At 57.9% G+C, this 21,120-nt stretch carries 16 protein-coding genes; 15 read left to right on the forward strand and 1 reads right to left on the reverse strand.

What is annotated here, in order from left to right:
* The first annotated feature begins 1 nt into the window (after position 1).
* The 11 genes from aroA (at position 2) to AB1748_RS07970 (ending at position 12,827) form a co-directional block, all read left to right on the forward strand.
* Complete coding sequence (aroA, locus tag AB1748_RS07920) at positions 2-1,288, forward strand: 3-phosphoshikimate 1-carboxyvinyltransferase (RefSeq protein WP_367396216.1); 1,287 nt, start codon at positions 2-4, stop codon at positions 1,286-1,288.
* Positions 1,289-1,485: 197 nt separating this feature from the next.
* Positions 1,486-2,172 carry a (d)CMP kinase gene (gene cmk, locus AB1748_RS07925; RefSeq protein ID WP_111138811.1) on the forward strand — a complete coding sequence of 229 codons (687 nt, stop codon included), beginning with the start codon at positions 1,486-1,488 and terminating at the stop codon, positions 2,170-2,172.
* A 108-nt stretch (positions 2,173-2,280) separates the two neighbouring features.
* Positions 2,281-3,954, forward strand: a complete 1,674-nt coding sequence (gene rpsA, locus AB1748_RS07930; RefSeq protein WP_003849352.1) for a 30S ribosomal protein S1 — start codon at positions 2,281-2,283, stop codon at positions 3,952-3,954.
* 82 nt (positions 3,955-4,036) lie between these two features.
* Complete coding sequence (gene ihfB / locus AB1748_RS07935; protein WP_003849360.1) at positions 4,037-4,321, forward strand: integration host factor subunit beta; 285 nt, start codon at positions 4,037-4,039, stop codon at positions 4,319-4,321.
* 197 nt (positions 4,322-4,518) lie between these two features.
* Positions 4,519-6,774: a DNA internalization-related competence protein ComEC/Rec2 gene (locus tag AB1748_RS07940; protein WP_367396217.1), complete on the forward strand. Its 2,256-nt coding sequence runs from the start codon at positions 4,519-4,521 to the stop codon at positions 6,772-6,774.
* 34 nt (positions 6,775-6,808) lie between these two features.
* Positions 6,809-8,557 (forward strand): lipid A ABC transporter ATP-binding protein/permease MsbA, encoded by a 1,749-nt coding sequence (msbA, locus tag AB1748_RS07945; RefSeq protein WP_111138809.1) that lies wholly within the window; start codon positions 6,809-6,811, stop codon positions 8,555-8,557.
* Positions 8,554-9,540 (forward strand): tetraacyldisaccharide 4'-kinase, encoded by a 987-nt coding sequence (lpxK, locus tag AB1748_RS07950; protein ID WP_293773895.1) that lies wholly within the window; start codon positions 8,554-8,556, stop codon positions 9,538-9,540. The genes msbA and lpxK overlap by 4 nt, the downstream gene beginning before the upstream one ends.
* Before the next feature lie 39 nt (positions 9,541-9,579).
* Complete coding sequence (locus tag AB1748_RS07955) at positions 9,580-10,794, forward strand: winged helix-turn-helix domain-containing protein (protein WP_293773897.1); 1,215 nt, start codon at positions 9,580-9,582, stop codon at positions 10,792-10,794.
* A gap of 104 nt (positions 10,795-10,898) precedes the next feature.
* Positions 10,899-11,081: a Trm112 family protein gene (locus AB1748_RS07960; protein ID WP_009091101.1), complete on the forward strand. Its 183-nt coding sequence runs from the start codon at positions 10,899-10,901 to the stop codon at positions 11,079-11,081.
* A complete protein-coding gene (gene kdsB, locus AB1748_RS07965; RefSeq protein ID WP_111138806.1) occupies positions 11,078-11,827 on the forward strand; it encodes a 3-deoxy-manno-octulosonate cytidylyltransferase in 750 nt (249 codons plus the stop codon). Before AB1748_RS07960 ends, kdsB begins: the two co-directional genes overlap by 4 nt.
* A gap of 106 nt (positions 11,828-11,933) precedes the next feature.
* The gene (locus AB1748_RS07970) at positions 11,934-12,827 is read left to right on the forward strand and encodes a phosphotransferase (protein ID WP_111138805.1); all 894 of its coding nucleotides are present in this window, start codon (positions 11,934-11,936) and stop codon (positions 12,825-12,827) included.
* Here AB1748_RS07970 and elyC read toward each other — a convergent pair.
* Positions 12,807-13,592 carry an envelope biogenesis factor ElyC gene (gene elyC, locus AB1748_RS07975; RefSeq protein ID WP_367396328.1) on the reverse strand — a complete coding sequence of 262 codons (786 nt, stop codon included), beginning with the start codon at positions 13,590-13,592 and terminating at the stop codon, positions 12,807-12,809. The two genes, AB1748_RS07970 and elyC, sit on opposite strands and share 21 nt — an antisense overlap.
* Before the next feature lie 125 nt (positions 13,593-13,717).
* Between elyC and cmoM the strand changes: the two genes are divergently transcribed.
* The 4 genes from cmoM to mukB are packed head-to-tail and all read left to right on the forward strand — an operon-like array spanning position 13,718 to position 21,012.
* Positions 13,718-14,503, forward strand: coding sequence for a tRNA uridine 5-oxyacetic acid(34) methyltransferase CmoM (gene cmoM, locus AB1748_RS07980; RefSeq protein WP_293773903.1), 786 nt, complete (start codon positions 13,718-13,720; stop codon positions 14,501-14,503).
* Positions 14,500-15,822 carry a chromosome partition protein MukF gene (mukF, locus tag AB1748_RS07985; RefSeq protein WP_111138802.1) on the forward strand — a complete coding sequence of 441 codons (1,323 nt, stop codon included), beginning with the start codon at positions 14,500-14,502 and terminating at the stop codon, positions 15,820-15,822. Before cmoM ends, mukF begins: the two co-directional genes overlap by 4 nt.
* Positions 15,803-16,528 (forward strand): chromosome partition protein MukE, encoded by a 726-nt coding sequence (gene mukE, locus AB1748_RS07990; RefSeq protein ID WP_111138801.1) that lies wholly within the window; start codon positions 15,803-15,805, stop codon positions 16,526-16,528. Before mukF ends, mukE begins: the two co-directional genes overlap by 20 nt.
* Positions 16,525-21,012, forward strand: a complete 4,488-nt coding sequence (gene mukB / locus AB1748_RS07995) for a chromosome partition protein MukB (protein WP_367396218.1) — start codon at positions 16,525-16,527, stop codon at positions 21,010-21,012. Before mukE ends, mukB begins: the two co-directional genes overlap by 4 nt.
* The last annotated feature ends 108 nt before the right edge of the window (positions 21,013-21,120 follow it).

The raw sequence follows: 21,120 nt of genomic DNA on the forward strand, positions 1-21,120 counted from the left end.
CATGCAGGACTCCCTGACTCTCCAGCCCATTGCCCGCGTCAATGGCACCGTAAATCTGCCAGGCTCAAAGAGCGTTTCCAATCGTGCTTTGCTGCTGGCTGCGCTGGCTAACGGCACCACGCGTCTCACCAACTTACTCGACAGCGATGATGTCCGGCACATGCTGAATGCGCTGACCGCGCTGGGCGTGAGCTATACGCTTTCCAGCGATCGCACGGTGTGTGAAGTCACAGGTAATGCCGGGCCGCTGCATGCTGCACAGCCGCTGTCACTGTTCCTGGGGAATGCCGGCACCGCAATGCGTCCGCTGGCTGCGGCGCTCTGTCTGGGCGAGCACGATCTGGAGCTGACCGGCGAACCGCGCATGAAAGAGCGTCCTATCGGCCATCTGGTGGATGCCCTGCGTCAGGGCGGCGCGACCATCGAGTACCTGGAAAACGAAAACTATCCGCCGCTGCGTTTACGGGGTGGGTTCACCGGCGGTGACGTCAGTGTGGATGGCAGTGTCTCCAGCCAGTTCCTGACCGCACTGCTGATGACCGCACCGCTGGCGCAGCAGGATACCTGTATCACCATTAAAGGCGATCTGGTTTCCAAACCTTACATTGATATCACCCTGAACCTGATGCAGTGCTTCGGCGTCACTGTGGAGAATCAGAACTATCAGCGCTTCCTGATCAAGGGACAGCAGCAGTACCAGTCGCCAGGTGACTATCTGGTTGAAGGCGACGCCTCTTCCGCCTCCTATTTTCTGGCTGCAGCCGCCATCAAAGGTGGCACGGTGCGGGTCACCGGGATTGGTCGCCAGAGCGTGCAGGGCGATATCCGGTTTGCAGACGTGCTGGAAAAAATGGGCGCAACCATCGAGTGGGGCGATGATTACATTGCCTGTACTGCGGGGAAACTGCAGGCGATCGATATGGACATGAACCATATTCCGGATGCCGCCATGACCATTGCGACTACCGCCCTGTTTGCTGAAGGCACAACCCAGTTGCGTAACATCTATAACTGGCGGGTTAAAGAGACCGATCGACTGAGCGCCATGGCCACTGAGCTGCGCAAAGTGGGGGCAGAGGTTGAAGAGGGACATGACTACATTCGTATCACGCCGCCGGCCACGCTGATCCATGCCGATATCGGTACCTACAACGATCACCGTATGGCGATGTGCTTCTCTCTGGTGGCGCTCTCCGATACGCCGGTGACCATTCTGGATCCCGGCTGCACCGCTAAAACCTTCCCGGACTATTTTATTCAGCTGGCAAAAATCAGCCAGCCTGCCTGATATCTCCTCTCCGGTGCGGTTTCGCACCGGATCCCCCCGGTTTGATCTGGCTGTCATTCCGCAGAGATCCTCTGAATTAACTAAGATTTCGAACCCTGTCAGTGCGAAAGGGTAACCAAGCCATGCTATGCAGCGTATAATGCTAAGCATTATTGGTGACCAGATGGTCATAAGGCACGCAGCAACAGGAGGGAATAATGACAGTAACTGCCCCGGTCATAACTATTGATGGGCCAAGTGGAGCGGGAAAAGGAACCCTGTGCAAAGCCATGGCGGAATCGCTGCAGTGGCATCTGCTGGACTCCGGTGCGATTTACCGCGTGCTGGCGTTAGCCGCACTGCATCATCAGGTGGATATCGAGTCTGAAGAAGCACTGGTGCCGATTGCAGCGCATCTTGATGTGCGTTTCGTGTCACAAAACGGTGAAATGCAGGTTATCCTCGAAGGCGAAGATGTTACCGGTGAAATCCGCACGCAGGAGGTGAGCAATACCGCTTCCCGCGTAGCCGCTTTTCCGCGGGTGCGTGAGGCGCTGTTGCGCCGTCAGCGTGGTTTCCGTGAAATGCCGGGCCTGATTGCAGATGGTCGTGACATGGGCACCGTGGTTTTTCCGGATGCGCCGGTGAAAATTTTCCTCGATGCCAGCCCGGAAGAGCGTGCTCAGCGCCGTATGCTACAGTTGCAGGATAATGGCTTTAATGTTAACTTTGACCGCCTTTTAGCCGAGATAAAAGAGCGCGACGACCGCGATCGCAATCGCGCAATTGCCCCTTTAGTGGCTGCTGCTGATGCACTGGTGCTGGACTCTACCGCGATGTCTATCGACCAGGTCATTGAAAAAGCACTACATTATGCCCGCGAAAAGCTGGGCATTCCGGCTTAACTGAATTTATCACCCCGTACCACGGACCCGGTGCAGGGCATGTGAAACAACCCCATCCGACATGAAGTCAGATGGACGTTAAATTGAAGAATCCTGAAGATTATCAATATGACTGAATCTTTTGCTCAACTATTTGAAGAATCCTTAAAAACAATCGAAACCCGCCCGGGTTCTATCGTTCGTGGCATCGTCGTTTCTATTGACAAAGATGTCGTTCTGGTTGATGCGGGTCTGAAATCTGAATCTGCAATTCCTGCAGAGCAGTTCAAGAACGCAGCCGGCGAACTGGAAATCCAGGTAGGCGACGAAGTTGATGTTGCTCTGGATGCAGTGGAAGACGGCTTCGGTGAAACCCTGCTGTCCCGTGAGAAAGCGAAGCGCCATGAAGCATGGATCACGCTGGAGAAAGCTTACGAAGACGCTGAAACTGTTACCGGTGTTATCAACGGCAAAGTTAAAGGCGGCTTCACAGTTGAGCTCAACGGTATCCGTGCGTTCCTGCCAGGTTCACTGGTAGATGTGCGCCCGGTGCGCGATACGCTGCACCTGGAAGGCAAAGAGCTTGAGTTCAAAGTGATCAAGCTGGATCAGAAACGCAACAACGTCGTGGTTTCACGTCGTGCGGTTATCGAATCCGAAAACAGCGCAGAGCGCGATCAGCTGCTGGAAAACCTGCAGGAAGGCATGGAAGTTAAAGGTATCGTTAAGAACCTCACTGACTACGGTGCATTCGTTGATCTGGGCGGCGTTGATGGCCTGCTGCACATCACTGACATGGCATGGAAGCGCGTTAAGCATCCTAGCGAAATCGTCAACGTGGGCGACGAAATCACCGTTAAGGTGCTGAAGTTCGACCGCGAGCGTACCCGTGTTTCTCTGGGTCTGAAGCAACTGGGCGAAGATCCATGGGTGGCTATCGCTAAACGCTATCCGGAAGGCACCCGCCTGACCGGTCGTGTGACCAACCTGACTGATTACGGCTGCTTCGTAGAAATCGAAGAAGGCGTTGAAGGTCTGGTACACGTTTCTGAAATGGACTGGACCAACAAAAACATCCATCCGTCTAAAGTTGTTAACGTAGGCGACGTGGTTGAAGTTATGGTTCTGGACATCGACGAAGAGCGTCGTCGTATCTCCCTGGGTCTGAAGCAGTGCAAATCTAACCCATGGCAGCTGTTCGCTGAGACGCACAACAAAGGCGATCGTGTTGAAGGTAAAATCAAGTCAATCACTGACTTCGGTATCTTCATCGGCCTGGACGGCGGCATCGACGGTCTGGTTCACCTGTCTGACATCTCCTGGAACGCGACTGGCGAAGAAGCCGTTCGTGAGTACAAAAAAGGCGACGAAATCGCTGCCGTTGTACTGCAGGTCGATGCAGAGCGTGAGCGTATCTCTCTGGGCGTTAAACAGCTGGCAGAAGATCCGTTCAACAACTACATCACTCTGAACAAGAAAGGTGCCATCGTCACCGGTAAAGTGACTGCAGTTGACGCTAAAGGTGCTACAGTTGAATTAGCAGACGGCGTTGAGGGTTACCTGCGCGCTTCTGAAGCTTCACTTGATCGCATTGAAGATGCAACTCTGGTTCTGAACGTTGGCGACGACGTTGAAGCTAAGTTCACCGGCGTTGATCGTAAAAACCGTGTCGTAAGCCTGTCTGTCCGTGCGAAAGACCAGGCTGATGAGAAAGAAGCTATCAATACTGTTAACACCAAACAGGAAGAAGGCAATTTCTCCAGCGCCATGGCTGAAGCGTTCAAAGCGGCTAAAGGCGAGTAATCGACCTGAAGCACCGGGTGGGCAACCACCCGGTTTCGGTAAAAGCTGTCATTCATTCCAACAGGGATAAACCGGAGGTTACATGACCAAGTCAGAACTGATTGAAAGACTGGCGGGACAGCATACTCATATACCGGCGAAAGTCGTTGAGGATGCAGTAAAAGAGATGCTGGAGCACATGGCCACTACGCTGGCACAGGGCGAACGTATCGAAATCCGGGGATTCGGCAGTTTTTCTTTGCACTATCGTGCTCCGCGTACTGGACGTAACCCGAAAACGGGTGACAAAGTGGATCTGGAAGGTAAATACGTTCCCCACTTTAAGCCAGGCAAAGAGCTGCGCGATCGCGCAAACATCTACGGCTAAGCTGATACCGAACCAGATAAACGACATCTCCGGATGTCGTTTTTTTTTGCCTGCGATCCACCCTGTGGCCTGATAGCCGTCGCGCGGTCATCCGCAACCTCACTTTTTTTGCGAGGCATCCCGAACCTCCCCGATCCTCTCCTGTTTCTTTTCTGGCCTTTGCGCACAATAGCCGGAGTGAATGATGGGACGCGATTATGCTGACATGGACCGTTCTGGCGCGACTGGCAATCGCTGCCACACTCCCTTTACTGCTGATGCCCAGCCTGCCTTCGGGAGAGGTGATTGGGGCGCTGCTGCTTACAGGCCTGCTATTGCAGCATTCTCCTTATCCATCTATTCGTCTGGTCGCTATCACGCTGCTGTTGCTGGCATGGGCCTGCAACGATGCCCGCCTGATGGTGCGGGATATTGAGCGGCTCTCCGCACGTCCAGCAGCCTTTACGGTTCAGGTCAGTGAGGTTCGCACGGAGCGTAAACAGATTCGGGTTCGTCTGTTAACTGAACAGGGGAGGATGATCTTTCCGCCTCGCTTTGCCTGGATCGGGTTCGACGCTGACCTGGAAAATTACTGCCCGGGTCAGCGCTGGAAGATGCGGCTCACTCTGCGACCGATTCATGCCCGACTTAACGAGGGCGATTTCGATGCGCAGCGTTTTGCACTGGCTAACAATACGCCGCTACAGGGCCGCATTCTCAGCCAGCTTGCGGTCGATGAGCGTTGTGACGGCCGCTGGCGTTTCATTCTGAAGCAGCGTGAGAGAAATCGCGCTACCTCCACACAGGCGACGCTGGAGGCGCTGGCGTTTGGCATCAGGGATGGGATGAGCCCGCAGACGCGCCAGCTTCTGCGGGAAACCGGCACCGCGCATCTGATGGCGATATCCGGCATGCATATCGCGCTGGCCGCCAGCACCGGCTGGCTGATGGCGCGCGGCGTACAATTTTTTCTGCCCGCCCGCTGCATCGGCTATCTCTTTCCTCTTGTCGTGAGCTGGCTGATTGCGGCTCTCTATACCTGGCTTTCAGGTGCACAGCCTCCCGCTGAACGCTCGCTGCTGGCTCTGTCGCTGTGGGCGCTCACCCGGTTTGCCGGCGTTCAGCTGAACAGCTGGCAGGTCTGGACGTTCTGTATTGCGCTGCTGCTGGTGACGGATCCTTTAACGGTACTCTCCGACAGCTTCTGGCTCTCGGTGCTGGCTGTCGGCATGCTGCTGATCTGGTATCACTGGTTTCCGCTGCCGGCAGCGTTCCGTTTTCAGCGGCGCTGGCTGCCCCTGCAACTGCTGCATCTGCAGGCAGGCATGATGATTTTGATGGTGCCGCTGCAGGTGGCGATTTTTAACGGCATCAGCCTGACCGCGCTGGTGGCGAATGTTGTTGCGATTCCGATTGTCTCATTTCTCACCATGCCGCTGGTCACGCTCGCCATACTGATGCCGCTTGCTTCTCTGTCGGCTTTCTTCTGGCAGGCCGCCGATTACTCGCTGCGCGCCCTGTTTTATTGTCTGAAACTACTGCCCGACGGATGGTGGCCGCTGAATGGCACCACCTGGTTTGCGGTGATGGTATGGGGCGGGCTGATTCTCTGGCGTGCGCAGCTCTTCTTTTCTCTGCCGTTCAGCAGTGGTGCGCTGGCGCTGTCAATGATACTGAGCCGCCAGCCCACGGCAGAGCAGGGCTGGCGAATCGACATGCTGGATATCGGCCACGGCCTCAGCCTGGTGATCAGCCAGGGCAATGAGGCCGTGATGTATGACACCGGCCCACGCTGGGAGAATGATAATGCGGGCAGCCGGATTATCGTTCCGTGGCTGGATCGCAGGCAGTTACGGTTAAAGCAGATCATCCTGAGTCATAAACATCTGGATCATACCGGCGGGCTGGCGGCGATCACGCAACGCTGGCCAGGCGCGCAGATCAGAAGTGCATTGGGAGAAAAGACGCATCTGCCCTGTGTGCGCGGCACCCGGTGGCAGTGGCAGCAGCTCAGTTTCCGGGTGGTCTGGCCGCTGACGGCTGCCGGGGCGGGCGATAATAACGACTCCTGTGTCATCATTGTCGATGATGGCCGGGTCCGGCTGATGCTGACCGGGGATATTGAGGCGAAAGCGGAGCGTCAGCTGGTCGCGCTGGAGAAGCAGGCGCTGAAGGTCGATATTCTGCAGGTCCCGCACCACGGCAGCCGCACTTCATCCACTTCGCTGCTGCTGCGCAAGACGGCAGGCCACACCGCTCTTGCCTCTCTGGCGCGCTACAATGCCTGGCGAATGCCAGCGAAAGGGGTGCTGGAAAACTACAGAAGGGCCGGTTTTTGCTGGCTGGATACCGGGCAGTCCGGGCAAATCACGCTCCGGATAGCGCAGGGCAGAGTGCAGATTTTTAGCCTGCGGGAACAATTAATGCCCCGCTGGTATCATCAGTGGTTTGGCGTCAAACGCGAATCCAGGTAGAATGGCCGGCTATTTCCAACAGCGTGAATAAATAATGCATCAAGATAAAGATCTCTCTACGTGGCAGACGTTTCGCCGACTCTGGCCGATGATCGCGCCTAATAAAGCGGGATTGATTGTGGCCTCGGTCGCCCTGATTATTAATGCTGCGGGCGACGCCTTAATGCTCTCCCTGTTGAAACCGTTACTGGACGATGGCTTTGGTAAAGCAGACAGGTCGGTGATGCTGTGGATGCCGTTAGTGGTAATTGGCCTGATGCTGGTTCGCGGCGTAACCAGTTATGTCTCCAGCTACTGCATCTCCTGGGTCTCTGGCAATGTCGTGATGAACATCCGCCGTCGGCTGTTCAGCCATATGATGGGCATGCCGGTGTCGTTTTTTGACCAGCAGTCCACCGGGACCCTGCTGTCACGCATTACTTACGACTCTGAGCAGGTCGCCTCATCCTCTTCCGGCGCACTGGTCACCGTAGTGCGTGAAGGGGCCTCCATCATTGGCCTGTTTATCATGATGTTCTACTACAGCTGGCAGCTGTCGTTAATCCTGATTGTTCTGGCGCCCATCGTCTCATTTGCCATCCGTACCGTCTCTAAACGCTTCCGCTCAATCAGCAAAAGCATGCAGAACACCATGGGACAGGTCACGACCAGCGCCGAACAGATGCTGAAAGGGCATAAAGAGGTGCTGATCTTTGGCGGTCAGGAGATTGAAACGGAACGTTTCTCCCGCGTCAGTAACCGTATGCGTCAGCAGGGTATGAAGCTGGTTTCGGCATCCTCCATCTCCGATCCGGTTATTCAGCTGATTGCTTCGCTGGCGCTGGCGTTCGTACTCTACGCCGCCAGCTTCCCCAGCGTCATGGATACCCTGACCGCCGGTACGATCACCGTCGTCTTCTCCTCAATGATCGCGCTGATGCGACCACTGAAATCCCTGACCAACGTCAATGCGCAGTTCCAGCGTGGCATGGCGGCCTGTCAGACCCTGTTCTCTATTCTGGACAGCGAGCAGGAAGTGGACAACGGTACGCGCGAAATAACCCGTGCGAAAGGGGATATCGAATTCCGCGATGTGACCTTTACCTATCCGGGCCGCGACATACCGGCGCTGCGCAATATTAACCTGTCGCTGCCGGCAGGCAAGACGGTGGCGCTGGTGGGCCGTTCCGGTTCCGGTAAATCGACGATGGCAAGCCTGCTGACCCGTTTTTATGACATTCAGGCGGGAGAGATCCTGCTGGACGGTCACGATCTGCGTGAGTACAGCCTGCGCTCGCTGCGTAATCAGGTCGCCCTGGTGTCGCAGAATGTCCATCTCTTCAACGATACCATCGCCAATAACATCGCGTATGCGCGCAGTGAGCAATACAGCCGTGAAGAGATCGAGCGGGCGGCCACTATGGCGCATGCCATGGACTTCATCAACAAGATGGACAAAGGTCTGGACACCGTGATCGGTGAGAATGGCGTGCTGTTGTCCGGCGGTCAGCGTCAGCGTATTGCGATTGCCCGTGCGCTGCTGCGTGATTGCCCTATCCTGATCCTGGATGAAGCTACCTCTGCGCTGGATACGGAGTCGGAACGTGCCATCCAGTCGGCACTGGATGAGTTGCAGAAGAACCGCACCTCCCTGGTGATTGCGCACCGGCTCTCCACGATTGAAAAAGCGGATGAGATCGTGGTGATCGAAGATGGTCAGATTGTCGAACGTGGCACGCATCAGGCGCTGCTGGAAGAGCGCGGTGCTTATGCCCAGCTGCACAAGATGCAATTCGGCCAATGATTGAACGTATCTGGAGCGGTCGCTCACCGCTGTGGCTGCTGCTGTGGCCCTTCAGCCTGCTCTATGGGGCGATCACGGCTCTGATACGGCTTAGTTACCGGCGCGGCTGGCGTAAAAGCTGGCGCGCGCCGCTGCCGGTGGTGGTGGTAGGAAACTTAACGGCAGGGGGCAATGGCAAAACGCCGGTCGTGATCTGGCTGGTCGACGCGTTGCAACAGCGCGGTCTGCGCGTGGGCGTCGTCTCACGAGGCTATGGCGGCAGGGCAGAACACTATCCTTTACTGGTCACCGCGCAGACCAGCACGAAACAGGCCGGGGACGAACCGGTCCTGATCGCCCAGCGCACTGCGGCCCCGGTTGCGGTTGCCCCGAAACGGCGACAGGCGATAGAGGCATTACTGGCGCAGGGCCCGCTGGATTTGATTATTACGGACGACGGCCTGCAGCATTATGCTTTGCAGCGCGATCGGGAAATTGTGGTGGTGGACGGTGTGCGTCGCTTCGGGAACGGCTGGTGGTTGCCTGCCGGTCCGATGCGCGAACGTGCCGACCGACTGCGGCAGGTCGATGCTGTGATCGTCAACGGAGGCGAAGCGCAGCCTGGCGAGATCACCATGCAGCTTCAGCCCGGCCTGGCCACCAACCTGCTGACCGGTGAAACCCGTCCGCCTGAAGAACTCGGAGAAGTGGTGGCAATGGCCGGGATCGGTCATCCTCCCCGTTTCTTCACCACGCTGAAACAGCAGGGCATAACGCCGGTGGCCGAGATCGCCTTTGCCGATCATCACGCCTACAGTAAAGAAGAGCTGACCCGACTGGTGCAGCCCAGCCAGCAGTTGCTGATGACTGAAAAAGATGCGGTGAAATGCCGCGACTTTGCTCAGCCAGAGTGGTGGTATCTGCCGGTCGATGCCCGTTTAACCGGCAACGCCGTCACACCGCTGCTGGACGATATCGAACAACTCTGCCGCCGTCAGCCCTGACGGCGTCACCCATTCAGGTAACGCCTGATAAGGAAGAGGATGAACACCCCGCATTCACTTTCGTTACAACAGGCACGTCACCTTCATCTCGCCGCGCAGGGCCTGCTGCGTCCGCCGGCAAAGCGTGCGGTTTATCAGGATCTGATTGACTGCATCTCCCGCATGTCGCTGCTGCAAATTGACACGATTCATGTGGTGGCCCGCAGCCCCTATCTGGTCCTCTTCAGTCGTCTGGGAGACTATCCTCAGGCCTGGCTCGAACAGGCGCTGGCCCAGGGTGAGATTTTTGAGTACTGGGCACACGAAGCCTGTTTTATTCCCCGGTCTGATTACAGGCTGCTGCGTCATCGTATGTTGTCACCGGAACGTCTGGGGTGGAAATATAATGCGCAGTGGGTTGCCGAACATCAACAGGAGATAGCGGAATTACTGCAACAGATCAGGGATAACGGCCCGGTGCGCGCCGCCGACTTCACCCGGACGGTTAAGACGCCAGCGGGATGGTGGGCATGGAAACCGCACAAGCGTCATCTGGAAAACCTCTTCAGCGCCGGTGAACTGATGGTCGCCGAACGCCGCAATTTCCAGCGCGTCTACGATCTGCGCAGCCGCGTAATGCCAGAGTGGCAGGATGCGAAACATGGCATCAGCGAGGCCGAAGCAACCCGTCAGATGCTGCTGAACAGTGCCCGCAGCTTAGGGGTTTTCCGCGCGGCCTGGCTGGCCGATTACTATCGCCTGAAACGGACCCCCGTGAACGCTTTTATCGCGGAGGCCGAAGCGGCGGGCGAGCTGGTCGCCGTTAATACCCAGAGGCTGGGTGCGATGTGGCTGCATCGTGACCTTCTGCCGCTGCTGGAAACGCCTCTGCAGGCGACGCACAGTGCGCTGCTGTCGCCGTTTGATCCGGTCGTATGGGATCGGAAACGCGCGCTGGAACTGTTTGGCTTTGACTACCGTATCGAGTGTTACACCCCGGCTGAAAAGCGCAAATTTGGCTATTTCGTTTTGCCTCTCCTTCATCGCGGCGAGATAAAAGGGCGGCTCGATGCCCGCATGGTGCGCCAGGCCAGACAGCTGGAGATTAAAAACATCTGGCTTGAAGAGGAGACGCGCGTTACGGCACGCTTTGGCACCGACATCCGGCGGGCAATTGAACGCTTTGCGGCCTGGCAGGGGGCAGAGAGCGTCACGCTCCTGCAGATGCCCGATTCACTAAAAGAACACTGGCCCGCGCACTGGACGCTGAGGTGAGCGTTTTTACGGCGGCCGCCGCCGAAGACGTTTTCCCCCATCCCGCCTGCGTCACGCTATGGTATGCTTGAGCTCTCAAGCATTCGGTCCCTGATGGAGGACATATGGATCATCGTTTACTCGAAATCGTTGCCTGCCCGGTTTGTAATGGCAAACTCTACTTCAACAATGCTCAGCAGGAGCTGATCTGCAAACCTGACGGCCTGGCCTTCCCGGTCAGAGAGGGCATTCCGGTGCTGCTGGAAACGGAAGCGCGCACCCTCTCTGTTGAAGAGATTCATCCATGAGTTTTACCGCCATCATCCCGGCGCGTTATGCCTCAACCCGCCTGCCTGGCAAGCCCCTGCTCGACATTCACGGTAAACCGATGGTGGTGCATGTGATGGAGCGTGCCCGCGAATCGGGCGCCAGCCGGGTCATTGTCGCGACCGATCATCCTGACGTGGCGCAGGCAGTGGAAGCGGCAGGCGGCGAAGTCTGCATGACGCGCGTCGATCACCAGTCCGGCACAGAGCGGCTGGCCGAAGTGGTCGAAAAATATCAGTTTGCCGACGATGAAATCATCGTCAACGTTCAGGGCGACGAGCCGATGATCCCGGCTGAGATTGTGCGGCAGGTGGCCACCAACCTGGCGGGATCCTCTGCCGGCATGGCGACGCTGGCCGTACCGATCACCGATGCCGAAGAGGCCTTTAATCCTAACGCGGTGAAAGTCGTGATGGATGAGAAAGGTTACGCGCTCTACTTCTCACGGGCGACCATTCCCTGGGATCGTGAGCGTTACGCCGCCTCGCGCGAACAGATCGGCGATACGCTGCTGCGCCACATTGGCATCTACGCCTATCGTGCCGGTTTTATCCGGCGCTACGTCGCCTGGGCGCCCTGTCCTCTGGAGCAGATTGAGCTGCTGGAGCAGCTGCGTGTGCTGTGGTATGGCGAAAAAATCCATGTTGCCGTAGCGAAAGCGATCCCCAGCGTCGGCGTTGATACGCCAGAGGATCTGCAACGCGTCCGCGAGGCGATGCAATCCTGAAAACCGGGGAGCCCGTCTCCCCGCTTCAGTGCAGAATTTTTGATCCGCCGCTAAACGCCCGACCTTCCTTCAGGATAGTGTGATCTTCATCTGAGGAGGATGCCGTATGGAACAACTCAAAACGGAACTCACGCTGGCGCTGGGTGAAACCATCAGCCGCCTCGAAGTTATCAGCGAACATCCGCCAACCCGGCTTTATGCGCTCTACGATCGGGAAGGGCGTCCGATGCCCGTGGTGGCCAGATATTTTCGTCATCAGGGCCGGGCGGCGATGGAAGCCAGAAAGCTGGCGCTGCTGGGGCAGGCCGGGCTGATCGCCGTGCCCGCCGTCTATGGTCTGGTGATGAGCCAGCGGCCACCCGTTCATGAAATGCTTCTGCTGGCGCGGCTGGATGGCGTGACGGCGGAAGCGCCTGCGCGGAATGCCGGACGCTGGGATCAGTTCTGCGAACAGGTGGTCGAGGGGCTGCTGGCTTGGCACCGCCTCGACAGTCACGGCCTGGTGGGAACGGTAGACAGCACGCAGCAGAATCGCTGGCCCGCCTGGTATGCGCAGCGGGTGGAGGTATTGTGGGCCACGCTGGGCTACCTGCGGCCGCCCGCCTTCACGCTGGAGGATCGGCAGGTGCTGTTTCGCTGCCGGGCACGGCTGGCGCATCTGTTCCGCGACTTCGACGATCCCTGCGTGATGGTGCACGGCAACGTACGGCTGCAGAGTATGCTGAAAAGCAGCCGCAGCGATCAGTTAATTGCAATGACGCAGCCGGGCACGATCCTCTGGGCGCCGCGTGAATATGATCTGATTCACCTGGGCGGCTCGCCCGCCGAAACGGCGCTGCTGCACGCTTATTTGCAGCGGGCACCGGTTTCCGAGGGCTTTCTCTGGCGGCGATGGCTCTATCAGCTCTGGGACTGCATCGATCAGATGATTCAGACCGGTCTTTTCGATCGTGCCCGTTTCGACCACGCGCGGGCGCAGCTACTGCCCTGGCTCGGTTGAGCCGACGTTTTCGCCTCTGAGCCGCTGCAGCAGCGTGCCCAGTGTTTCATAGACGGCCCGTTCACTGTGACTCAGCCAGATTGACGAGGGAATAGCCCGTTCCCATCCATTCAGGGGGGACGTAATCGCCAGCTGATTGGCGGGCGCGGCGATTGGCTGCAGCCCGACCGCGTGGAAAAAGCGGATGGCCCGCGGCATATGGTTCGCGGAGGTGACCAGCAGGAATGGGCGTCCACCCACCACCTCTTTTACCGCCAGGGCTTCATCCGCCGTGTCGCGCGGCTGATCGAGAATCTGAATATGTTCGCGGGCAACGCCCAGACTCTCCGCCACCTGCGCGGCCACCCAGGCGCTGCTTCTGGGATTGGTGCCACCGGCGGCGCCGGTAAAGATCAGGGTGGCCTGCGGATTTCGCTGCCACTGGCGGATGCCCTCCGCCACGCGCGGCAGGCTGTTACTGAGCAGGTTCGAGCTGGGTGCCCAGGCCGGGTTAAACGTATAGCCCCCGCCGAGCACCACAATGTAATCGACCTTCGCTGTACCATTCCAGGTCGGATAGCGGCTGTCCAGCGGCAGCAGCAGACGATCGGCCAGCGGTTGCAGGCTCAGCAGCAGCATGAGCAGCCAGCTGACGGAGATCACGGTTTTGCCGCTTTTCTGCCAGCCAGTAAACCAAAGCAGTAAAATGCCCAGCGCCATCAGCGAAAGCAGCAGCGGCAGGGGTAAAAGCAGCCCGCCAATGACTTTTTTCAGGGTAAATAACATCAAAAACGCGTCCTGTTGTCCGAAAATAGAGCACCCGGAAGGGAAGATGGGGATGAAAGGTTCATTCTTCTGGTGCCTGTGACAAAATAGCACAAGTCTCACCGCAGCATACCGGAGCGCATGCCATGCAGGATCGTAACTTTGACGATCTCGCGGATAAATTTTCGCAAAATATTTACGGCACCACGAAAGGGCGAATACGCCAGGCCATCCTCTGGGACGAGCTGGAAAAGATCGTGCCCAGCCTCTCTTCATCCCCGCTCACCGTGCTGGATGCAGGCGGCGGTGTGGGGCAGGTCTCCAGTGGCCTCGCCGCGCAGGGGCATCAGGTTCTGTTGTGCGATCTCTCTGGCGAAATGCTGCGCCGGGCCGAAGAAAATGCCGCAGCACAGGGTGTGAGCCACAACATGCAATTCAGACAAATCAGCGCTCAGCAGGTGGGCGAACATTTGGATAAGCCGGTGGATCTGGTATTGTTCCACGCTGTGCTTGAGTGGGTCGCTGAACCGGAGGCAGTGCTGAAGGCGCTGTTTGATTCGCTGCGTCCGGGCGGCGTTATGTCGCTGATGTTTTACAATCTGCACGGCCTGACACTGCGCACCCTGACGCTGGGAAACTTCGGCTATCTGCGCACGAATCTGACCAAACGCAAAAAGCGCACGCTGTCGCCTGATTATCCGCGCGACCCCGAACAGGTCTACCGCTGGCTTGAAGCGTGTGGCTTTGTGATTGAGCAGCGCGCCGGTATCCGGGTGTTCAGCGACTATATGAAGCCGCCCAAAGGCGAGCCGAAAAGCGACGATGAAATCATTGAGATGGAGCGGCGTTACTGCCGTCAGGAACCCTTTTTGAGCTTAGGGCGTTACATTCACGTAACCGCGCGTAAACCCGGGCAGAAGGACGAATTATGAGTGAATTTTCCCAGACGGTACCTGAACTGGTCTCCTGGGCGCGCAAAAATGACTTTTCTCTTGCGCTGCCGGTGGAACGTCTGGCCTTTTTGCTGGCTATCGCCACCCTCAACGGTGAGCGAATGGATGGCGAAATGAGCGAGGGCGATCTGATCGATGCTTTTCGCCACGTCAGTAAAGCTTTCGAACAAACCCATGAAACTGTGCTGGTCCGTGCCAACAACGCCATCAACGACATGGTGCGACAGCGTCTGCTCAACCGTTTTACCAGCGAGCTGACCGAAGGCAACGCCATCTATCGTCTGACGCCACTGGCAATCGGCATCACTGACTACTACATCCGCCAGCGTGAGTTTTCAACGCTGCGCCTGTCGATGCAGCTTTCGATTGTCGCCAGTGAGCTGAAACGGGCCGCCGATGCCGCTCAGGAAAATGGCGATGAGTTTCACTGGCACCGCAACGTTTTCGCGCCGCTGAAATATTCGGTGGCGGAGATCTTCGACAGCATTGATATGACCCAGCGTCTGATGGATGAACAGCAGCAGGCGGTGAAAAACGACATCGCCGAACTGCTGAACAAAGACTGGCGCGCGGCTATCTCCAGCTGCGAAATGCTGCTCTCTGAAACGTCCGGCACGCTGCGTGAACTGCAGGATACGCTGGAAGCGGCAGGGGACAAACTTCAGGAAAATCTGCTGCGCATTCAGGATGCCACGCTGGACAGTCCCGATCTGGGCTTCGTCGATAAGCTGGTGTTTGATCTGCAAAGCAAGCTCGACCGTATCACCAGCTGGGGCCAGCAGGCGATCGACCTGTGGATCGGCTATGACCGTCATGTCCATAAATTTATCCGTACCGCCATCGACATGGATAAAAACCGCGTCTTTGCGCAGCGTCTGCGGGTCTCGGTGCAGAACTACTTCGATTCCCCCTGGGCACTGACCTACGCCAACGCCGACCGCCTGTATGACATGCGTGACGAGGCGCTGACGCTGCGGAATGATGAAGTCATGGGCGAACTGCCGCCGGAGATGGAGTACGAAGAGATCAATGAAATTCGCGAACAGCTGGCAGCGATGATCGAAGAGGCGCTGCAGGTCTATAAAGCGCAACAGAAACCGCTCAACCTCGCGTCAGTGATGCGTGACTACCTGGCTCAGTACCCACGCGCCCGCCATTTCGATCTGGCGCGGATTGTGGTCGACCAGGCGGTGCGTCTCGGCGTAGCGGAAGCTGATTTAGCCGGTTTGCCTGTGGAATGGCAAGCCATCAATGATTACGGAGCCAAGGTGCAGGCACATGTCATCGACAAATATTGAACAAGTGATGCCGGTTAAACTGGCACAGGCACTGGCCAACCCGATTTTCCCAGCGCTGGACAGTCAGTTACGCGCCGGACGTCATATCGGTATCGAAGAGCTGGATAACCACGCTTTTCTGATGGATTACCAGTCATACCTCGAAGAGTTTTACACCCGCTATCACGTTGAGTTAATTCGTGCTCCGGAAGGGTTTTTCTATCTGCGTCCGCGTTCAACCACGCTGATCCCGCGTTCGGTACTCTCTGAGCTGGATATGATGGTCGGCAAGATCCTCTGCTACCTCTATCTCAGCCCGGAAAGGCTGGCCAATGAGGGGATCTTCACCCAGCAGGAGCTGTATGACGAACTGCTCTCTCTGGCCGACGAGAACCGTCTGCTGAAGCTGGTCAATCAGCGTTCGACCGGCTCCGATCTGGACCGCACCAAACTGCAGGAGAAAGTGCGCGCTTCCCTGAGCCGCCTGCGTCGCCTGGGCATGGTGTGGTTTTTCGGCAACGACAGCAGCAAATTCCGCATCACCGAATCGGTGTTTCGTTTTGGTGCCGACGTGCGCGGCGGCGATGACGCGCGTGAAGCGCAGCTTCGCCTGATTCGGGATGGCGAAGCCATGCTACTGGAAAACGCGACAGCAGCGGTCGACACCGACGAAGGTGAAGGGCAGGAAAGCGACGCGAGTGAGAACGCAGAGGAAGAACAGGCATGATTGAGCGCGGAAAATTTCGTTCGCTTACGCTGATCAACTGGAACGGCTTTTTTGCCCGTACCTTTGATCTTGATGAATTAGTCACCACGCTGTCCGGCGGTAACGGTGCAGGCAAGTCCACCACGATGGCCGCCTTCGTGACGGCGCTGATCCCCGATTTGACGCTGCTGCACTTCCGTAATACCACCGAAGCGGGCGCCACCTCCGGCTCCCGCGACAAAGGTCTGCACGGTAAACTGCGCGCCGGGGTCTGCTACTCGATGCTGGATGTGGTTAACTCACGTCATCAGCGTGTGGTGGTCGGCGTCCGCCTGCAGCAGGTGGCGGGACGCGATAAAAAGGTCGATATCAAGCCCTTCAGTATTCACGGCCTGCCCACCGACACCAATCCGACCGACATGCTGACGGAGGTGCTTAACAGCCGTCAGGCGCGCGTACTGCCGCTGAACGAGGTCAAAGAGCGCGTCGAGGCGCAGGAGGGCGTGCAGTTCCGCGCCTATAACTCAGTCACTGACTATCACGCCATGATGTTTGATCTCGGCGTGGTGCCGCGTCGTCTGCGCTCTGCCAGCGATCGCAGCAAGTTCTATCGCCTGATTGAAGCCTCGCTCTATGGCGGGATCTCCAGCGCCATCACCCGATCGCTGCGTGACTACCTGCTGCCTGAAAACAGCGGGGTGCGCAAAGCGTTCCAGGATATGGAAGCCGCGCTGCGCGAGAACCGCATGACGCTGGAAGCGATTCGCGTGACGCAGTCTGACCGCGATCTTTTCAAGCACCTGATCTCCGAGGCGACCAGCTACGTCTCAGCGGACTATATGCGTCACGCCAACGAGCGACGGGGGCACCTCGACAGCGCGCTGCAGCTGCGCAACGAGCTGTTCAGCAGCCGCAAGCAGCTGGCAACCGAACAGTATCGTCACGTTGAGATGGCGCGCGAACTGGCTGAGCACAGCGGCGCAGAAAACGATCTTGAAGTCGATTATCAGGCCGCCAGCGATCACCTGAACCTGGTGCAGACCGCGATGCGTCAGCAGGAGAAGATTGAACGTTACGACGCGGATATCGAAGATCTGACCCTGCGGCTGGAAGAGCAGACCGAAGTGGTCGCCGAAGCGCGCGAAATTCAGGAAGAGAACGAAGCCCGCGCCGAAGCAGCCGAGCTGGAAGTGGATGAGCTGAAAAGCCAGCTGGCCGATTTCCAGCAGGCGCTCGATGTGCAGCAGACCCGTGCTATCCAGTATCAGCAGGCCTTGCAGGCGCTGGAGCGCGCCCGGACGCTCTGTCAGCTGCCCGAACTGAACATTGATAATGCGGCAGAGTGGCAGGAGAGCTTCCAGGCTAAAGAGGAAGAGGCGACAGAACGTCTGCTCCATCTGGAACAGAAGCTGAGCGTGGCGGAAGCGGCGCACAGTCAGTTTGAGCAGGCGCTGGCGCTGGTCACCAGCATCGCCGGTGACGTGACGCGACAGGATGCGTGGCAGATCGGCCGCGAACTGCTGCGCGATGCGAGCAATCAGCGTCACCACGCCGAGCAGCTCTCGTCGCTGCGTCTGCGTCTTAATGAACTGGAACAGCGTCTGCGCGAGCAGCATGAGGCGGAGCGTCTGCTGGCCGAGTTCTGCAAGCGTCAGGGACAGCACTACGAACCCGATGCGCTGGCGGATTTGCAGCAGGAGCTGGAAGCCCGGATCGAGCAGCTGAACAGCAGCGTGTCGGACGCCGGTGAACAGCGCATGAAGATGCGTCAGGAGCTGGAGCAGCTGCGTGAGCGCATCACCAGCCTGACCGCCCGTGCCCCTCACTGGCTGGCGGCGCAGGAGATCCTGACGCAGCTCAGTGAGCAGACCGGTCAGGCGCTCAGCAGCAGCCAGGATGTCACCGAATATATGCAGCAGCTGCTGGAGCGTGAGCGTGAAACCACCGTCGAACGCGACGAAGTGGCTGCCAGCAAACGCGATATTGAGCAGCAGATTGAGCGACTGAGCCAGCCAGGCGGTGCGGAAGATGCGCGTCTGACCCAGCTGGCCGAACGGTTTGGCGGCGTTCTGCTCTCTGAAATTTATGATGATGTGACACTGGATGATGCGCCTTACTTCTCGGCGCTTTACGGTCCGTCGCGTCATGCGATTGTGGTGCCCGATCTCTCGCAGGTGCGCGAGATGCTGGACGGGCTGGAAGAGTGCCCGGAAGATCTCTATCTGATCGAAGGGGATCCGCAGTCGTTCGATGACAGCGTTTTCAGCGTCGATGAGCTGCAGAATGCCGTTGTCGTGAAGGTCGCGGATCGTCAGTGGCGCTACTCGCGCTTCCCGAAAATACCGCTGTTTGGCCGCGCAGCGCGTGAGAATCAGCTTGAGCAGCTGCACCTTGAGCGCGACAAACTGGCTGAACGCTACGCTACGCTGTCGTTTGATGTGCAGAAAACCCAGCGTCTGCATCAATCCTTCAGCCGCTTTATCGGTTCACATCTGGCTGTCGCCTTTGATGACGATCCGGAAGCGCAGATCCGTCAGCTGGGCGCGCGGCGGGGCGAGCTGGAGCGGGCGCTGAATCAGCATGAAAGCAACAACCAGCAGCAGCGTCAGCAGTATGAGCAGGCGAAAGAGGGCGTGTCGCAGTTAAACCGTCTGCTGCCTCGCGTTAATCTGCTGCTGGACGATACCCTGGCCGACCGCTGCGAAGAGATCCGTGAGCAGGTCGATGCCGCGCAGGACGCGGCGCGCTTCCTGCATCAGCATGGCGCTAAGCTGGCGAAACTTGAACCGATCCTCGCCGTATTGCAGAGCGATCCGGAGCAGCATGAGCAGCTTCAGGCCGATTATCAGCAGGCGCAGCAGCAGCAGCGCAGCGCACGTCAGCAGGCCTTTGCACTGACCGAAGTGGTACAGCGCCGAGCACACTTCAGCTATGAAGACTCTGCGGGCATGCTCAACGGCAACAACGATCTCAGCGATAAACTGCGCCAGCGTCTGGAACAGGCGGAAAGCGAACGCAGCCGCTGTCGCGATCGCCTGCGGGAACATCAGGCCCAGCTGACGCAGTTCACTCAGGTGCTCGCCTCGCTGAAGAGCGCCTGGGATGCCAAACGCGACATGCTGAAGGAGTTGCAGCAGGAGATGCAGGATATCGGCGTTCAGGCCGATAGCAGCGCAGAAGCCCGTGCACGCGTACGTCGTGATGAGCTTTACACGGCCCTGAGCCACAACCGTGCCCGCCGCAATCAGCTGGAAAAACAGCTGACCTTCTGTGAAGCGGAGATGGACAACCTGCAGAAGCGACTGCGTCAGCTGGAGCGAAATTATCATCAGGTACGTGAGCAGGTGGTCAGCGCGAAAGCGGGCTGGTGTACCGTGCTGCGTCTGGTCAAAGAGAATGGGGTGGAGCGCCGTCTGCATCGACGCGAACTGGCCTATCTGAGCGGCGATGAGCTGCGTTCGATGTCCGATAAAGCACTGGGTGCGCTGCGTCTGGCGGTGGCGGACAACGAACATCTGCGGGATGTGCTGCGGCTGTCGGAAGATCCCAAACGTCCGGAACGTAAAATTCAGTTCTTTATTGCGGTCTACCAGCATCTGCGCGAGCGTATCCGTCAGGATATTATTCGCACGGACGATCCGGTGGAAGCGATCGAACAGATGGAAATTGAGCTGAACCGGCTGACGGAAGAGCTGACTGCGCGTGAGCAGACGCTGGCGATCAGCTCCCGCAGTGCGGCGAATATCATCCGTAAGACCATCCAGCGTGAGCAGAACCGTATCCGCCAGCTTAACCAGGGCCTGCAGACCGTCAGCTTTGGTCAGGTTCGCAGCGTGCGGCTCAACGTGAACGTGCGTGAAACCCATTCAATGCTGCTGGACACCCTCTCGGAAGAGCATGAACAGCATCAGGATCTGTTTAACAGCAACCGCCTGACCTTCTCGGAGGCGCTGGCGAAACTTTATCAGCGCCTGAATCCGCATATCGACATGGGACAGCGCACGCCGCAGACCATCGGTGAAGAGCTGCTGGACTACCGCAACTATCTGGAGATGGAAGTGGAAGTGAACCGTGGGTCGGATGGCTGGCTGCGGGCAGAGAGCGGCGCGCTGTCAACCGGTGAGGCGATCGGTACCGGTATGTCTATCCTGGTGATGGTAGTACAGAGCTGGGAGGAGGAGTCACGTCGTCTGCGCGGCAAAGATATATCGCCATGCCGTCTGCTGTTCCTCGATGAGGCAGCCCGTCTGGATGCCCGCTCCATCGCCACGCTGTTCGAGCTGTGCGAGCGACTGGAGATGCAGCTGGTGATTGCCGCGCCAGAAAACATCAGCCCGGAGAAAGGCACGACCTATAAGCTGGTGCGTAAAGTGTTCAATAATACCGAGCACGTCCATGTGGTCGGGCTGCGCGGTTTTGCCGCCGATCCCTCACCGGTGCGGCCGGGCAGCGACGCGGATGCGCTGCCTGATTTAACTGCTGAAAATTCCCAGGCAGAGACGTAGTCAAAAACTGAACCATTGGTTAATCTGGTTACGGCATTTGTCACAGAAGGCAAATGCCGTTTTTGTTTGTATACTCAACATTATGAGTAGCAGCCCGAACGCAGTCGT

This window comes from Pantoea sp. Ep11b, assembly GCF_040783975.1.
GTDB lineage: Bacteria > Pseudomonadota > Gammaproteobacteria > Enterobacterales > Enterobacteriaceae > Pantoea.

Bases quoted from the DNA above. Each gene is read 5' to 3' on its own strand.
- aroA (WP_367396216.1), top strand. From the start codon at position 2: ATGCAGGACTCCCTGACTCTCCAGCCCATTGCCCGCGTCAATGGCACC.
- cmk (WP_111138811.1), top strand. From the start codon at position 1,486: ATGACAGTAACTGCCCCGGTCATAACTATTGATGGGCCAAGTGGAGCG.
- rpsA (WP_003849352.1), top strand. From the start codon at position 2,281: ATGACTGAATCTTTTGCTCAACTATTTGAAGAATCCTTAAAAACAATC.
- ihfB (WP_003849360.1), top strand. From the start codon at position 4,037: ATGACCAAGTCAGAACTGATTGAAAGACTGGCGGGACAGCATACTCAT.
- AB1748_RS07940 (WP_367396217.1), top strand. From the start codon at position 4,519: ATGCTGACATGGACCGTTCTGGCGCGACTGGCAATCGCTGCCACACTC.
- msbA (WP_111138809.1), top strand. From the start codon at position 6,809: ATGCATCAAGATAAAGATCTCTCTACGTGGCAGACGTTTCGCCGACTC.
- lpxK (WP_293773895.1), top strand. From the start codon at position 8,554: ATGATTGAACGTATCTGGAGCGGTCGCTCACCGCTGTGGCTGCTGCTG.
- AB1748_RS07955 (WP_293773897.1), top strand. From the start codon at position 9,580: ATGAACACCCCGCATTCACTTTCGTTACAACAGGCACGTCACCTTCAT.
- AB1748_RS07960 (WP_009091101.1), top strand. From the start codon at position 10,899: ATGGATCATCGTTTACTCGAAATCGTTGCCTGCCCGGTTTGTAATGGC.
- kdsB (WP_111138806.1), top strand. From the start codon at position 11,078: ATGAGTTTTACCGCCATCATCCCGGCGCGTTATGCCTCAACCCGCCTG.
- AB1748_RS07970 (WP_111138805.1), top strand. From the start codon at position 11,934: ATGGAACAACTCAAAACGGAACTCACGCTGGCGCTGGGTGAAACCATC.
- elyC (WP_367396328.1), bottom strand. From the start codon at position 13,592: ATGTTATTTACCCTGAAAAAAGTCATTGGCGGGCTGCTTTTACCCCTG.
- cmoM (WP_293773903.1), top strand. From the start codon at position 13,718: ATGCAGGATCGTAACTTTGACGATCTCGCGGATAAATTTTCGCAAAAT.
- mukF (WP_111138802.1), top strand. From the start codon at position 14,500: ATGAGTGAATTTTCCCAGACGGTACCTGAACTGGTCTCCTGGGCGCGC.
- mukE (WP_111138801.1), top strand. From the start codon at position 15,803: ATGTCATCGACAAATATTGAACAAGTGATGCCGGTTAAACTGGCACAG.
- mukB (WP_367396218.1), top strand. From the start codon at position 16,525: ATGATTGAGCGCGGAAAATTTCGTTCGCTTACGCTGATCAACTGGAAC.